The sequence below is a fragment of the Dyadobacter luticola genome (assembly GCF_005860805.1).
Taxonomy (GTDB): Bacteria; Bacteroidota; Bacteroidia; order Cytophagales; family Spirosomataceae; genus Dyadobacter; species Dyadobacter luticola.
The window spans coordinates 502,119-515,034 of sequence record NZ_VCEJ01000002.1; the positions used below are offsets into that span (position 1 = coordinate 502,119).

General features: G+C 45.2%; 17 protein-coding genes. 9 read left to right on the top strand and 8 right to left on the bottom strand.

What is annotated here, in order from left to right; translation table 11 throughout:
- Positions 1 to 5: 5 nt before the first annotated feature.
- The 7 genes from FEN17_RS02060 to FEN17_RS02090 all read right to left on the bottom strand — a co-directional run bounded on the left by FEN17_RS02060 (position 6) and on the right by FEN17_RS02090 (position 5,671).
- Positions 6 to 845: a putative universal stress family protein gene (locus FEN17_RS02060; RefSeq protein WP_138363651.1), complete on the bottom strand. Its 840-nt coding sequence runs from the start codon at positions 843 to 845 to the stop codon at positions 6 to 8.
- A gap of 29 nt (positions 846 to 874) precedes the next feature.
- Complete coding sequence (locus FEN17_RS02065) at positions 875 to 1,276, bottom strand: hypothetical protein (RefSeq protein WP_138363652.1); 402 nt, start codon at positions 1,274 to 1,276, stop codon at positions 875 to 877.
- 22 nt (positions 1,277 to 1,298) lie between these two features.
- Positions 1,299 to 2,831 (bottom strand): succinyl-CoA:acetate CoA-transferase ScpC, encoded by a 1,533-nt coding sequence (gene scpC / locus FEN17_RS02070; RefSeq protein ID WP_229208650.1) that lies wholly within the window; start codon positions 2,829 to 2,831, stop codon positions 1,299 to 1,301.
- Between the two features lie 5 nt (positions 2,832 to 2,836).
- On the bottom strand, positions 2,837 to 3,352 hold the full coding sequence (locus tag FEN17_RS02075; protein WP_138363653.1) for a hypothetical protein: 516 nt from the start codon (positions 3,350 to 3,352) through the stop codon (positions 2,837 to 2,839).
- 3 nt (positions 3,353 to 3,355) lie between these two features.
- Positions 3,356 to 4,486, bottom strand: a complete 1,131-nt coding sequence (locus tag FEN17_RS02080; RefSeq protein ID WP_138363654.1) for a L,D-transpeptidase family protein — start codon at positions 4,484 to 4,486, stop codon at positions 3,356 to 3,358.
- A gap of 193 nt (positions 4,487 to 4,679) precedes the next feature.
- Positions 4,680 to 5,240 carry an ATP-binding protein gene (locus tag FEN17_RS02085; protein ID WP_138363655.1) on the bottom strand — a complete coding sequence of 187 codons (561 nt, stop codon included), beginning with the start codon at positions 5,238 to 5,240 and terminating at the stop codon, positions 4,680 to 4,682.
- Positions 5,237 to 5,671, bottom strand: coding sequence for a PAS domain-containing protein (locus FEN17_RS02090; protein ID WP_138363656.1), 435 nt, complete (start codon positions 5,669 to 5,671; stop codon positions 5,237 to 5,239). Before FEN17_RS02090 ends, FEN17_RS02085 begins: the two co-directional genes overlap by 4 nt.
- A gap of 273 nt (positions 5,672 to 5,944) precedes the next feature.
- On the opposite strand from FEN17_RS02090, the gene FEN17_RS02095 reads away from it, so the two are divergent.
- Together FEN17_RS02095 and FEN17_RS27425 are read left to right on the top strand one after the other, a co-directional pair.
- Positions 5,945 to 6,691, top strand: a complete 747-nt coding sequence (locus tag FEN17_RS02095; RefSeq protein WP_138363657.1) for an SDR family NAD(P)-dependent oxidoreductase — start codon at positions 5,945 to 5,947, stop codon at positions 6,689 to 6,691.
- A 26-nt stretch (positions 6,692 to 6,717) separates the two neighbouring features.
- On the top strand, positions 6,718 to 7,038 hold the full coding sequence (locus FEN17_RS27425; protein ID WP_205748087.1) for a hypothetical protein: 321 nt from the start codon (positions 6,718 to 6,720) through the stop codon (positions 7,036 to 7,038).
- On the opposite strand, the gene FEN17_RS02105 is transcribed toward FEN17_RS27425, so the two are convergent.
- Positions 7,025 to 7,696, bottom strand: coding sequence for a hypothetical protein (locus FEN17_RS02105; RefSeq protein ID WP_138363658.1), 672 nt, complete (start codon positions 7,694 to 7,696; stop codon positions 7,025 to 7,027). The genes FEN17_RS27425 and FEN17_RS02105 overlap by 14 nt on opposite strands.
- Before the next feature lie 158 nt (positions 7,697 to 7,854).
- On the opposite strand from FEN17_RS02105, the gene FEN17_RS27595 reads away from it, so the two are divergent.
- The 7 genes from FEN17_RS27595 (at position 7,855) to FEN17_RS02135 (ending at position 12,911) form a co-directional block, all read left to right on the top strand.
- A complete protein-coding gene (locus tag FEN17_RS27595; protein WP_229208651.1) occupies positions 7,855 to 8,151 on the top strand; it encodes a sugar phosphate isomerase/epimerase family protein in 297 nt (98 codons plus the stop codon).
- Positions 8,148 to 8,591 carry a sugar phosphate isomerase/epimerase family protein gene (locus tag FEN17_RS27600; protein WP_229208652.1) on the top strand — a complete coding sequence of 148 codons (444 nt, stop codon included), beginning with the start codon at positions 8,148 to 8,150 and terminating at the stop codon, positions 8,589 to 8,591. The genes FEN17_RS27595 and FEN17_RS27600 overlap by 4 nt, the downstream gene beginning before the upstream one ends.
- A 260-nt stretch (positions 8,592 to 8,851) precedes the next feature.
- Complete coding sequence (locus tag FEN17_RS02115; protein ID WP_138363659.1) at positions 8,852 to 9,535, top strand: response regulator transcription factor; 684 nt, start codon at positions 8,852 to 8,854, stop codon at positions 9,533 to 9,535.
- A complete protein-coding gene (locus FEN17_RS02120; protein ID WP_138363660.1) occupies positions 9,532 to 10,911 on the top strand; it encodes a sensor histidine kinase in 1,380 nt (459 codons plus the stop codon). Before FEN17_RS02115 ends, FEN17_RS02120 begins: the two co-directional genes overlap by 4 nt.
- Before the next feature lie 95 nt (positions 10,912 to 11,006).
- On the top strand, positions 11,007 to 11,447 hold the full coding sequence (locus tag FEN17_RS02125) for a Rieske 2Fe-2S domain-containing protein (RefSeq protein WP_138363661.1): 441 nt from the start codon (positions 11,007 to 11,009) through the stop codon (positions 11,445 to 11,447).
- Positions 11,447 to 12,361: a DUF5777 family beta-barrel protein gene (locus FEN17_RS02130; RefSeq protein WP_138363662.1), complete on the top strand. Its 915-nt coding sequence runs from the start codon at positions 11,447 to 11,449 to the stop codon at positions 12,359 to 12,361. The genes FEN17_RS02125 and FEN17_RS02130 overlap by 1 nt, the downstream gene beginning before the upstream one ends.
- Before the next feature lie 13 nt (positions 12,362 to 12,374).
- Entirely contained in the window at positions 12,375 to 12,911 is a 537-nt protein-coding gene (locus FEN17_RS02135; RefSeq protein WP_229208653.1) for a YceI family protein, read from the top strand.
- Positions 12,912 to 12,916: the final 5 nt, after the last annotated feature.

The following is a 12,916-nucleotide window of genomic DNA, read 5'->3' on the forward strand; positions in this document are numbered from 1 at the left end:
TTGATTTAATGATGTGCAAAAAAGAATGGCAGGTCCAGGTTTTCTAATAAGGAATCCGCCGTACTAGGAGATATCAATGTGGATAGTGCATTTCGTCCATAAGACCCCATGATGACCAATGTCTTTTTCTGATTGTACAAGTGTTTGTAAAGTTCGGAGCTTGCCTTACCGGTCATAGTTTTAAAAACAGGGTACGAGTAGTGCGCACTAATCCAGTTAGAAAGTTTCTCCCTTTGTATGTCATTCTCATGTTCACCTTCATCGACATGTAGCATTGTTATTTTCATATCATCCATCTCCGGAAAAAGGTAGCTGAATTGCTTGACGGCAAAAGCTGAGGAGCGGCTGTCGTCGTAGGCGAGCACGATTTCGTTGATATTGTTAAATGTGATTGGAGCTGTGATGACAGGACATTCGGCTTTTGCAATAATATTTTTCACAAAATCTGTTGGTGACTGGCCGGTATCTTCTTCCAGACTTGTGTTTCGATTTATGACCAGCAGGTCCGCAAATCTGCTTTCAGCAATAAATCCTTCGAATGGGTCGTCCAGATCCTGATTTATGCTGTGGCGTATACCCTTGTCTTCACAGATTTTCTTGAATGTCTCGATGTATACCGCGCGCATTTCTTCGTGTTCCGTGTAACCGGGAAGATCCGTGGCAACAATTGTCTCTACGTAGGGAATGCCGTACACTGTCTTTAAGGCGGGCGCTTTGTCCGCCAAATGTTTTTGCAAGAACACCGCTGTAAGCCTGGCTTGTGTTAATTGCGCCAGATAGCATCCAAAATGCATACAGGGAATACTGGGTCTTTCCGGATTGATAGCTAAAAGAATATTCTTCATAATCGTATTGATGTAGATATGCCTGGTTATTAAACCGTGAAATTGATCCTGTTGCCATAGACGATCGATCCATCGTCCAGAATTGCGTAGGCCCGGTAGTAGAAAAATGTTCTTCCGTTGATAAAATCCTTTGTATATGCGAACTGGTTGATCCCCAGCATGAGAGCATTGTCAAATCTTATTTTGTTATCTTCAATGGTGGGATTTAGGTTGTGATTGCCAACCCCCCGAAAATAGGCTGTATATACAATTCCATGTTCTCTCACAGGCTTATTGCCCTGATCTTCAACCTGAATTCTAAATATAGTCGTGGTGTCAACGTATTCGAAAGGCAATGTTCTAATGGATAGCTGACTATCTGGGATGACATGGTCATTGCATGAAAATGCGAGCAGTATCATTGAAAGGATGGCAATGGGCAAAGTTCTCATAATTAGTTTTGTTGGGATTCAGTTAAGACAAATCCGGAGAAGGTTCCTGAAACTTGTGATGTCGCTTCATCGACCCGGTTAGCCGCAGGTTTTGATACCAATTGAAGGCTTTTTCGAGCACATGCGGCGTCTGGCCGCCTCGTGTGCAGGCTTCTGTAAAATATTCCTGTAGCATGTCCCGGTATTCGGGGTGGACGCAATTTTTAAGGATTGCCTCTGCTTTCTGACGTGGAGCCAGGCCTCGCAAATCGGCCAGTCCGTGCTCTGTAACCAGAATATCTACATCGTGCTCGGAATGATCCACATGGGGTACCATCGGGACAATCCGGGATATGGTTTTTCCCTTACAGGTCGACTCGGTCACAAAAATGCTCAAATAGCTGTTTTGGGCGAAGTCCGCCGACCCGCCGATCCCATTCATGATATGTGTCCCCGAAATATGGGAGGAATTAACATTGCCATAGATGTCACATTCCAATGCAGTGTTGATTGCGATTACGCCCAGCCTGCTGATTACTTCGGCGGAATTCGTAATATCCTGAGGGCGAAGCAGGATTTTGTCTTTGTATTTTCCCCAATTTTGAAAAATCCGCTGGTAGCAAGTTTCAGAAACGGTAATGGAGGAGCCGGATGCGAAATCAAGTTTGTCAGCATCAAAAAGATCGAAGGTACTGTCCTGCAGAACCTCCGAATAGATGGTCAAATGCTCGAAATCACTTTCGGCAAAACCCTGCAAAACCGCATTGGCGACTTTCCCGATACCAGCCTGAAGCGGCAAAAGAGAGTTGGACAGGCGACCGGCGCGCACTTCACTGCCAAGAAAGTCCAGAATGTAGGAAGCGATTTGTACAGTTGTTTTATCGGGCGCAAGAATATCTGCAGGACTGTCTTTTTTATCCGTGAATACAATACCTATTATTTTGTCAGGGTTGCATGGAATGCTGCCACGACCAACACGTTGCCCGGTGCTGGTAATAGGTGTTACCGCTTTGTCGGGAAAGTTTCCAGAAAGAAAAATATCGTGAATACCCTCAATATCACTAGGGACGGCAAGATTGATTTCAACAATAATTTGCTTGGCTAGCGCGGCGAAAACCGCGGAATTACCCACGGAAGTGGTCGGCACAATACTCCCGTCCGCTTTGATGGATGATGCTTCAATAATCGCAATGTCGATATCGCCAAATATGCCGGTTTTCAGGTGCGCCGCTGTCTCACCCAGGTTTTCATCAATATACATCAGCTGCCCCTCATTAATTAATGTCCTCATAACTGGATCGGCCTGGAAGGGTAAACGTAGTGAAACGGCCCCGGCAGTGGCCAGACGCGCGTCAGTTTGCTGGCCGAGAGATGCGCCCGTGATCAGCGTAATTTGAAGAGGATCAAATTCAGCCCTTTCCGATAAGGCCAAAAGTACGGCCTTGCTATCTCCCGACTTGGTAAAGCCGCTGCTAGCCACTACCATGCCATCCTGAATAAATGAAGCGGCAGGGCCTGCCTCCATAATTTTTCCGGTCAAGGATGCATTGCCGATACGTGATAAGTCTGGTTTCATCGGTATTACTTTAAAGCGTGAGTAGCAATGCGTACCAGCTTGGATGGTTTTTTCTTTGCCGGTAACGGACTTTGATTTCTTTGCAGAACAAATAAGGCGACTGCCATCAATATGGTTGCCGGGAAAGCCGCATATAGTCCCAGCGGGGCAATGCTGATCCCGAACACGATCCCAGCCCAGCACCCGGCATTCAGGAATTTGCCTTTAAATAACATGGCTGCGGCGATTGTCAATTGAGCAAGAGCGATGATCAGGATCATCGGCGTGATGATAGCTTCAAACGCACCCAGAATAAATTGTTTGTAAAGAGGTACAGCTGTATCGGCATAGTCCTGGTAAGCCCAGGGAGAGTCAATGGCGATGTAGGTATTCGCCGCGGCCGCCGCGATAAATATAACAAAGAAGGCGGCCCTCGTAAATACGGGGTACTTTTTAGCAGACCAGATAAGGGTGATAGCAATTAGATTGCTTGTCGAGTATGCAGCCCAAAATGCAAGCGGGGATATTCCGTATGTTTCCATGATTTATCTATTGAAAGTGACGGGCCTATTTGCAAATGCTTTGTAGATATCCTGGTAATAAACCAGTCCGGCCTCAGCTTCCACCATTGCATAGGTGATGACAACCGGAACGGCGTTAGGTAACGGATAAGATTTGGAAGGCAAATTGCAATAACGTTCATCTGTAAACGCATCGGAGAGCCATTCTTTTCCCATCAATAAGTTAGCAAGTTTGACAGGCTCGGCGACCCGGATGCACCCATGACTAAGAAAGCGGTATTTTTTACTGAATAGCTCACGATGGTCTGTATCGTGCAGGTACACGTCATACGGGCTGTCCAGATCAAATTTGATTACGCCGAGCGCGTTATCGCATCCTGTGGACTGCCTTAGACGGTATGGGAAGTTTTTGGCAGACAAACGTTTCCAATCAATAATTTCCGGACCAACTATATTGCCTTGTGGAGAGATCACTTGCAGTTTCATGGCATTCAAGTAGCCACTTGGATCCTTTTTTATTTTCGGAAGAAATTCCTTCACCGCAATCGAGCGCGGTATATTCCAATATGGATAGGTTATCACCCTGGTCAGGTTTGCAACAAAGATAGGCGTGGGTGTGTGCGGGCTTCCCACGATCACTTTGCACTTTAAAAGCACGTGCCCTGCTGGATCAATGACCCTGAGTGTAGCCGAAGGGATATTAACCAATACAGTCATTTGGCCAGCCAGCCGGTTGACAATCCGGTATTCGTTCAAAGCATGGGAAATTGTTGTCCATTGGAGCAGTGAATCACTTCCTGCCAGTGAAATGGAATCAACAGTTCTTCTGAGGTCTTGGTAAGGTTCTGCCAATGGTTCAATGGCCCGAGCGTGCAGTTGCCATTGCGCAGTGTCTTTTATAATCAACCCAACCATCCGGGCTATATGGGCAGAATCAATCTTTTCCAGAACTTGTTTTGGGAATTTTTTACCTGTCGAACCGTATGCGATGGTATATAGTACCCTACTTAATTCCGCACTATCGGATAATTTGCCAGGTGTGTCCATTCCGGCCATTAAGCTGGCAGAATTCCAACTTAAATGCGTTTGAGCGATCAGGCTTTGATTGATCCAAGCAGTTAGCAGTAAAGCTAGTATCAGGGAAATGGAGCGCATGGTTGTCTATTGATTTCTGCATCAAAGTAACCATATGCAATGCTCGAATAAGCTGATGGTGAATAGGTAATGATATGATTTACATCAGTTTTCTTCTGCGATAACGTATGGTAGCTAGCCAGGTTTTAAGGACACTTTGAAACAAGACCCTTGTTCTATTTCACTGTCAACCTGAATATACCCTCCCAACGCCTCAATCTGAAACTTTGTAATAAATAAGCCCTACGCCTTTGGCATCTGCGTTGCCATGGAAAGTTTTGTACATTCCAAATAGGTCCTTGCCGTGTTTCTGCAAATCAATTCCGACACCATTATCCATAACTCGTAATTGTAGATAGTTATCTGTGGATAGCGTGTCAATATCGATTTTTGGAGCCCTGACAGGATGCCGGTACTTCAATGCATTACTAAGAAGATTTAGCATAATGCTTTCCAAGTATGCCGGATGTGCTAAGACCTTCAACTCAGGATCAATATTAGTTGATACCGAAGCGTTCAACGACCTAATCTGCAGGCTCAAAGAATTTATCGCGGCCGAAACGTGTGAGAGCAGATTACATGCCTGATATTTTTCTTTATCCAGGTTCTGAATTTTGACCATCTCTGATAAATGTTCGACCATTGATGAAAACCCTGTGGACAGGTCTTTGACCATCTGGATCAATTTTGTTGCTTCTGGCTGATCTTCAGCCTGATCGTACAGCATCATCAACGAGCGCAAATTACCTGCATAAGACCGGAGATCATGGGTCACGACATTTGCAAAGTTGCCAGGAGTTTGTTTTGTTGATTGATTACATCATTGGATTTTGACAGCTCTTTTTGCAGTAACTTAACATCATTAATGTCAGCTACATGTACAAAGAACCCAAGTATTTGCCCATCGACTATATCTGGATAATAATTAGCCAGCGTGTATTTTGGCTTTCCATTTGGGAGCGTAATCTCGCGCTCAAAGGTTTGCGCCTCGCCGCCAAGCACACCCTCGATGTAAGGTAGATTTTTTTCATAAAGCGGGCCGAGCAATTCTCTAAGCGTGATTTTGCCGATCATATCCTCACTTTTCTTACCAAACCATTCAAGGTATGACGCGTTTGCATATCTGCAAACCAGATCCCTATCCCAGTAAGCAATCATAGCAGAAATGTGATTAACCACAGAGTGGGCTAACGAAGCTGTTTCCATAAGATTAATGTTGGTTAATGCATTCAAATTGTTAAACAGAACGCAGTAGGTAAGTCGCAAAAGCGCATGTAATATGTAATTGCAGATTCTAGCTTCTGCTGACTTTTATCAGTTAAGAATATGATATAAAGCAGATTATGCTTGTGTTAAGATTCTGGGTTCTTAAAAACATGTAAAACCTGATGAATATCATATTGAATGGATGCCAAAGTCAATTAATGTTGCTATGGCACCCTATACCTTCGCTGCATCTTTCAATTAATATCAAGCAATATGCAGTTACTAAATAAAGTTGCGATAGTTACCGGGGCAGGCTCCGGTATCGGCAGAAGCGTTGCACTGGCCTATGCAGCTGAGGGGGCGAAAGTGGTTGTTTCCGATATTCAGGAAGCGGAAGGGTTGCAAACCGTTGAGATGATACGGCAGGCAGGTGGAGAATCTTTCTTTTTCAAGGCAGATGTATCTTCTGCAACTGACAATGCCGCGCTTGTCGATGCGGCAGTCACAACTTACGGCGCCTTGCATGTTGCTTGTAATAACGCAGGAATTGGTGGTGCATCGGCACCTGTGGGAGAGTATCCGATCGAGGCGTGGGACAAAGTAATAAGCATTAATCTTTCGGGTGTGTTCTATGGCATGCGCTATCAGATTCCTGCAATGCTGAACACTGGTGGAGGCACGATTGTAAACATGGCCTCAATCCTGGGCAATGTAGGATTTGCCGGTAGCCCAGCTTATGTAGCCGCAAAACACGGCGTCGTCGGATTAACAAAAAATATAGCCGTGGAATATGGGGCGAAGGGCATCCGGGCCAATGCAGTAGGGCCCGCTTTTATCAAAACGCCGTTGCTAAAAGATATGGACGAGAATACACTAAACTGGTTAGTTACCAAACACCCTATTGGCAGGCTGGGAGAACCTGAGGAGGTTGCTGAGCTTGTATTGTGGCTAAGCAGCTCTAAATCGTCATTTGTTACCGGTGCCTACTACCCGGTTGACGGGGGATATCTTGCTGGCTGAGTAATTGTTGATTTATAAATCCTGACATGAAAATCGTTTTCTTTTCTGCCAACCTTACGATAAAGCGTTTTTTAATCTTTATAACAAGGGCTGTGGCTTCGAAATCGAATACCTTGACACACACACCTTGGACCGCACATTGTGAATGCAGCTCAGGATTAGGAAGCCTCACTGGCGCAATTACTGCATGTTTTCAACCTATATTCGGGCAAACGCAGTTTTTTTACAATGAAATTATCTGCAACAACTTCATCTGGCAGGCGCAAGGCTTGTGCATTCTGATCCTGCCGAGTACCTATTTTATTCCATTGTTGAAAGAAGTCCAGCCAGCAATTATCTTTTTTTGAATGAATAGAAGTATTCACGAATGGCTAACGTATCCGCTTTGCTGATTGAATTTACATAGGATTCATCAAATTCATTAAAGCTTGTACCGGATGCGGAACCTCTATATAGTTTCGGATGGAGATAATAATAATCCGGGTCATAGAATATATTCCACGATACACGGCTGTACTCAAACACAGACAGATTCAGTTCGGAATAGTCTCCGTAACCCACTAGCATATTGTAGGTGCTGAATTTACCATCCCATACAGGCTCAAACTCAGCCCTGTATTTCGACATGTTATAGCCGTGTTGAATCGCTTCTTTTGTTACAATCAATCTGTTCGTCGACTTGAATATTAATTGGTTACCATTTTTCGTGACTAGTAAAGAGTTAAATGAGTTTGATAGTTCAGCGGAGTCGGTTGAAAAGAATTTGATGTTTTCATCGCTGATAAATGAGGAGTCTTTTAGTCTAAATCCACCATTATTTTTTAAGAACTTCTCTATCACGACCTTATTTGTTATTTCCTTCTTGTCAGTAAACAGCCGGGTTTGCGATTTTATGCTGACTCGATTTAAGTAAAGCGTTGAGGGAAATTCAGAAGGCTGCTCTATCTCTGTTTTTTTACAACTATTGATGAGAAGGAGAAGCATAATTAGAGACAGGTATTTCATAGATAACAGTTAGGGTAATTTTGACAATATTAGACATTTCGCGGCGCACAACATACCATGCCAGCTTTACGTATTTTCTAAAAAGCCTTCTCAAAACCGGAACAATTGAATGCGAAGCCCAGATTTAGGTTGCTAAGTAGAATTTCTCGTCAGATAGCTTGATTAAAGCAGTACGATCTGGATTGCAGGGAGAACTTTATCTGCCTAAATGTCTTGAATTCAGCACGCCGGAGCAGATTGCCACAACCCGCAAGCTTTTTGCCGACAATCAAATCAAGATCTGCAACCTGGGCGCCTCCACTGCCCTGCACCATCTCGACCCCGAAAAACGCAAAAAGAACCTGGACGAAGCGCGGGCTTTTATCGACCTCGCGCAGCAGCTCGGCTGTCCTTATGTGCGGGTGTTCCCCAATGATCTTCCCAAGATCAGGATCGCGAGAAAACGATCAATATGATTGGAGAGGGGCTGCTGGAACTTGCCCATTATGCCAAAGGAAAGCATGTTACCGTACTGCTGGAATCTCATGGGGAGGTAATCTGGAAAGATGTGCTGCTGCGCATCATGAAACAGGCCAATCACCCGAATGTGGGGCTGATCTGGGATATCTATAATATGTGGTCGATCACCAAAGAGTCACCGACGGAAGTGTATGCGACCCTAAAAAAATACATCCGGCACACGCATATCAAAGACGGCAGGCAGGTCGATGACAAACTGGCGTGCACTTTCATCGGCAAAGGCGAGTCCCCGCTCACCGAAGCGATCAATGCACTCGAAGGAGGTGGGTACAAAGGGTATTACAGTTTTGAATGGGAGAAAATGTGGCATCCCGAAATCCCGGAACCTGAGCTTGCCTTTGCTGATTATCCAGGCGCAATCAAACCTTACTTTTAAGCCGGCCGCCGCTAGACGTGACGGAATGCCTGGTACGCGAGTGGAATTGAGAGTAAGTTGAAAATGGTATGTGAGCACGGGATCAAACCGGTACAGGTAAGGCGCACAGGCAGAGTCATAGCCGGATGCTTGCGATTTTTTAAGCATATCTTAAGGAAGTTTTAAGAAAGGCTGCAGGCAAGCATGCTTTACTTCGTAGTTGAAACCAGGAACGGCTATCCAGGTTTATATTAGCGCATAATCTGAAAAAATCAAGATGTATGAGAGTCCTTATAATTGAAGATGAAAAGGGTATTTTAAATTTTCTTCGACAAGGATTAGAGGAAGAATCTTATGCAGTTGATACGGCTTCGGATGGAGCAACGGGCCTGGATATGGCGCTCTCCGGCAATTACGACTTGCTGCTGGTCGATTGGATGCTTCCCGGAAAAAGTGGTGTGGAGATTTGCCGGGAATTCAGAAAACATTTTGCAAAAATACCATTGATCTTTCTTACCGCCCGAGATACCGTACAAGACACTATTTTTGGATTGCAGGCCGGCGCCAATGACTACATTAAAAAGCCGTTTAGCTTTGACGAGCTTCTGGAAAGGATCAAAGTACAGCTGCGGCCTGTTTCAGGTGAACAAGCCGAATTCACGCTCGGGCCTATCCGCATCGACACACAATCCCATCAGGTCTTTAAGGGAGACGAAGAGATCAAGCTGACACAAAAAGAATTTGGCCTGCTTGAATTTCTGTTGCGCAATAAGGGAAAGGTGTGCCGGAGAACCCGGATCATTGAAAGTGTCTGGGACATTCATTTTGAGTATAATACCGGCGTCATTGATGTGTATATCAATTCGCTGAGAAAAAAATTGAAATTGGCCAAAGAAGAAGATTACATCCAGACCGTCCGAGGTATGGGCTACATTGCAAAAGAGATCGGCCAGCCTATACCATGATCAGTTCCTACAAAAACAAGATCGCTGCCAACTTTACGCTGAGCACCGCATTGCTGGTGACGGTCATTTTTTTTGTGATCTACTATGTCGTCAGTCTGGCGGTTTTCAATGGGTTGCAAAAAAGTCTCATTTTTGAAGCCGACAAGCATTTTTACGAGGTTGGCGTAAAGGGTGGGGCGCCTTACATTGCCGACAAAGCCGAATGGTTTGAAAGAGAGCATAAAGAGCTGGAAGTGAACCCGGTTTTTGTGCAGATTACTGATCAAAACGGTGTTACCATTGAAAAATCCCCCAATCTGAAACAGGATGCATTGACGACAGATCTTTCCAAAAAAGACAAGACGTTTTTCAGGAGCAAACTAAAAGGCCTTTCCATTGCCCAGATCCAGATTGGCCTGAAAGAAAGGGATAACCTGGCTGGATATCTGGTAGTTGCGATCCCGATAGCCGAATCGGAGCGGGTTTTAGATACGCTGAAAAACGTGTTGCTGACCGCATTTCCGATTGTGCTGCTGGTGTTGTTTTTTGTGACCAGGTTCATTGTAGGCAAAAGCATTCAGCCCGTGCTGAGCGTCATCGATACCGCCAGCAAGATCACCAATGAAAACCTGACTGCCCGGATACCATTGCCGCCGGGAAAAGACGAGCTGGGTAAATTGGTCCTTACGATCAATGATCTGCTGGACCGGATAGCGAATGCTGTAGATCGAGAAAAGCAATTTACCTCCGACGCATCTCACGAGTTAAGAACGCCGCTGGCAGTGATCAAAGGGACGCTGGAAGTCTTGATCCGTAAGCCACGAACCGCGCCAGAGTATGTAGAAAAGGTGGCGTATTGTATTACAGAAATTGACCGGATCAGCTATCTGGTTGATCAGCTGCTGCTTTTGGCCAGGTTTGAAAGCCAGAAAAAGGCGCTAGACAGCCGTAGCACCGACCTGGCCGACTTAACGGCGACCATTTTGCAAAGGCAACAGAATCATATTTTGGAGAAAGGCCTTTCTGTTGAACTTGAAACCGGGGAGCAGTACGACGTTTATAGTGATCCGTACATGGTGGAAATCATTATTGAAAACCTGATCTCCAATGCCATTAAATATTCAAATCCTGATGAAAGCATCCGAATTGAGATCAGCAAATCAAATTCAGAGATCACCTATACTGTGCTCGACAAAGGAATTGGCATCGCCGAAGGTGACATACCTAAAATTCAAGAACCCTTTTACCGTTCAAATCCCTTACAACACCCGCAGATTACAGGAAATGGCCTGGGTCTTTCGATCGTAAAAAGAATGTGTGAACTGCTGGCAATCCGTTTCGAAATTGAAAGTCGGCCCGGAGCTGGTACGCAAGCCCGACTCATTTTTCAGTCTTAAGCAAACCTTAAGATTTCCTTGAGAATACCCTAAGAATGCCAGGTTTAGTTTTGAATTGTCTTTCAGACAAAAGCAATTTTAAACAATACATTCTTATGAGCTTTGAGAAAAGTACTGCCAATATCAACCGACACGACTTTTTGAGACAACTTGGCTTTGCCGGTTCAGCGCTGGCAGCGGTCTATTTTGCCGGTCATCTGCAATCGTGCACCAACGACCGGGTAAGTCCGGAACCCACTAACCTGACATTGGATCTGACAGATCAGGCCAATGCTGCCTTGAAAACCAATGGAGGATATGTGATCAAGGACGGGGTCGTGATCGCCCGAAGCAACACCGGCGCGTACATTGCCGCAACCCTCACATGCAGCCACGAGGGGAAAAACGAGATTACCTACCAGACCGATCATTTCTACTGCACCGTGCATGGGGCCAAATATGACAATGCGGGAAAAGGGCTGAACAGTGAAGGAAAAAAAGGGATCAGGACATACACGACAAGTCTGACCGATAACATTTTAACCATTACTGCCTGATGAAAATGATTTTAGCTATTGCGATGGCCATGATCAGCTCATGCGCATTTGCACAGGACGACCTGCTGAAAGAACTGGATCAGGTTCAGGATTCGGTCATCACATACAGCGCCGCCACCTTTAAAGGGACCCGGATCATCAACGGTCATTCTGTTGAAACGGTCGGGAAAAACAATATGGACTTTATCATTTCCCACCGGTTCGGGGCAGTGAATTCAGGTGCAAATAACTTTTTCGGGCTGGACGAATCGCAGATCAGGCTGGCTTTGGAATATGGTTTAACGGATCGGTTGATGGTGGGGATCGGCAGGAGCAGTTACCAGAAAACGATTGATGTATTTGCCAAATACCGCTTATTAAGACAGTCGTCGGGTTATCGGAATATGCCCGTATCGGTTACACTCTTTGCGAGCGACGCCAATAATTCCAGCACATCCACAACGGAGCTTCCTTTCTACACGATCGCCCAGCGGCAGACCTACACTTTTCAGGCTTTGATCGCCCGGAAATTCAACGAGAAACTTTCATTGCAATTGACGCCCACAGTAATGCACCGCAATTTGGCTGAGAACCAGATCGATGCGAACAACCTGTATGCATTAGGAATGGGCGGACGCTACAAATTAACCAAGCGAACGTCGTTCAATGTCGAATACTGGTACACGCCTAAAACCTTCGCAGGCACTACACAGAGAGATCCCAGGTTCACAAACACCCTCTCGCTGGGCTTTGATATCGAAACTGGTGGTCACGTATTTCAGCTTCACCTGACCAATTCAAGGGGTATGATCGAAAAGCAGTTTATCGGCCAAACAACCGGCAAATGGAGCAGCGGGGATATTTTCTACGGCTTCAATGTATCCAGAACATTCAGTTTTGACAAGAGTAAAAAAAGCAAAACCAGTGGATACTAGAACTTTTAGAGTGATGCTGATATTGATGATCAGCCAGTTGCTTGCCATCGCCTCTTACGGACAACTGTATATGACCAAGACGGGTGAAACCAGCTTTTTTTCGGAGACGCCCCTAGAAAATATTGCCGCAGTCAACAAACAGGTTTTGGTAATCCTGAATCCGGCAAATGGTGAGATTGCGATCAAAATGCAGCAACAGAATTTTCATTTTCCAAATAAACTCATGGAAGAACATTTCAATGAAAATTACATGGAAACCGAGAAGTATCCGGCCGCTGTATTTACGGGAAAGATCATGGAGCCAGTTGATTACGGAAAAGACGGAAGCTATCCTGTTCACGCGGAAGGTGTGCTGGATATGCATGGCGTAAAGCAAAATCGCAGCCTCAAAGGTCAGATGTTGATCAATGGAGGACAAATCACGCTGACCTCGGATTTCGACGTAAAACTGGCCGATCATAAAATAGAAGTACCGACCCTGGTGATTGCCAAGATCGCAGAAGCCATCGCCGTGAAGAACAAGTTTGTTTTGTTGCCCAAGAAGCCCTAATGCAA

Excerpts from the sequence above, each read along its gene's own strand:
- FEN17_RS02065 (WP_138363652.1), bottom strand. The coding sequence starts at position 1,276 with ATGAGAACTTTGCCCATTGCCATCCTTTCAATGATACTGCTCGCATTT.
- FEN17_RS02130 (WP_138363662.1), top strand. The coding sequence starts at position 11,447 with ATGAAAATGATTTTAGCTATTGCGATGGCCATGATCAGCTCATGCGCA.
- FEN17_RS02075 (WP_138363653.1), bottom strand. The coding sequence starts at position 3,352 with ATGGAAACATACGGAATATCCCCGCTTGCATTTTGGGCTGCATACTCG.
- FEN17_RS02105 (WP_138363658.1), bottom strand. The coding sequence starts at position 7,696 with ATGAAATACCTGTCTCTAATTATGCTTCTCCTTCTCATCAATAGTTGT.
- FEN17_RS02120 (WP_138363660.1), top strand. The coding sequence starts at position 9,532 with ATGATCAGTTCCTACAAAAACAAGATCGCTGCCAACTTTACGCTGAGC.
- FEN17_RS02115 (WP_138363659.1), top strand. The coding sequence starts at position 8,852 with ATGAGAGTCCTTATAATTGAAGATGAAAAGGGTATTTTAAATTTTCTT.
- FEN17_RS02090 (WP_138363656.1), bottom strand. The coding sequence starts at position 5,671 with ATGGAAACAGCTTCGTTAGCCCACTCTGTGGTTAATCACATTTCTGCT.
- scpC (WP_229208650.1), bottom strand. The coding sequence starts at position 2,831 with ATGAAACCAGACTTATCACGTATCGGCAATGCATCCTTGACCGGAAAA.
- FEN17_RS27425 (WP_205748087.1), top strand. The coding sequence starts at position 6,718 with ATGAAAATCGTTTTCTTTTCTGCCAACCTTACGATAAAGCGTTTTTTA.
- FEN17_RS02060 (WP_138363651.1), bottom strand. The coding sequence starts at position 845 with ATGAAGAATATTCTTTTAGCTATCAATCCGGAAAGACCCAGTATTCCC.
- FEN17_RS02125 (WP_138363661.1), top strand. The coding sequence starts at position 11,007 with ATGAGCTTTGAGAAAAGTACTGCCAATATCAACCGACACGACTTTTTG.
- FEN17_RS02135 (WP_229208653.1), top strand. The coding sequence starts at position 12,375 with ATGCTGATATTGATGATCAGCCAGTTGCTTGCCATCGCCTCTTACGGA.
- FEN17_RS27600 (WP_229208652.1), top strand. The coding sequence starts at position 8,148 with ATGATTGGAGAGGGGCTGCTGGAACTTGCCCATTATGCCAAAGGAAAG.
- FEN17_RS02095 (WP_138363657.1), top strand. The coding sequence starts at position 5,945 with ATGCAGTTACTAAATAAAGTTGCGATAGTTACCGGGGCAGGCTCCGGT.
- FEN17_RS02080 (WP_138363654.1), bottom strand. The coding sequence starts at position 4,486 with ATGCGCTCCATTTCCCTGATACTAGCTTTACTGCTAACTGCTTGGATC.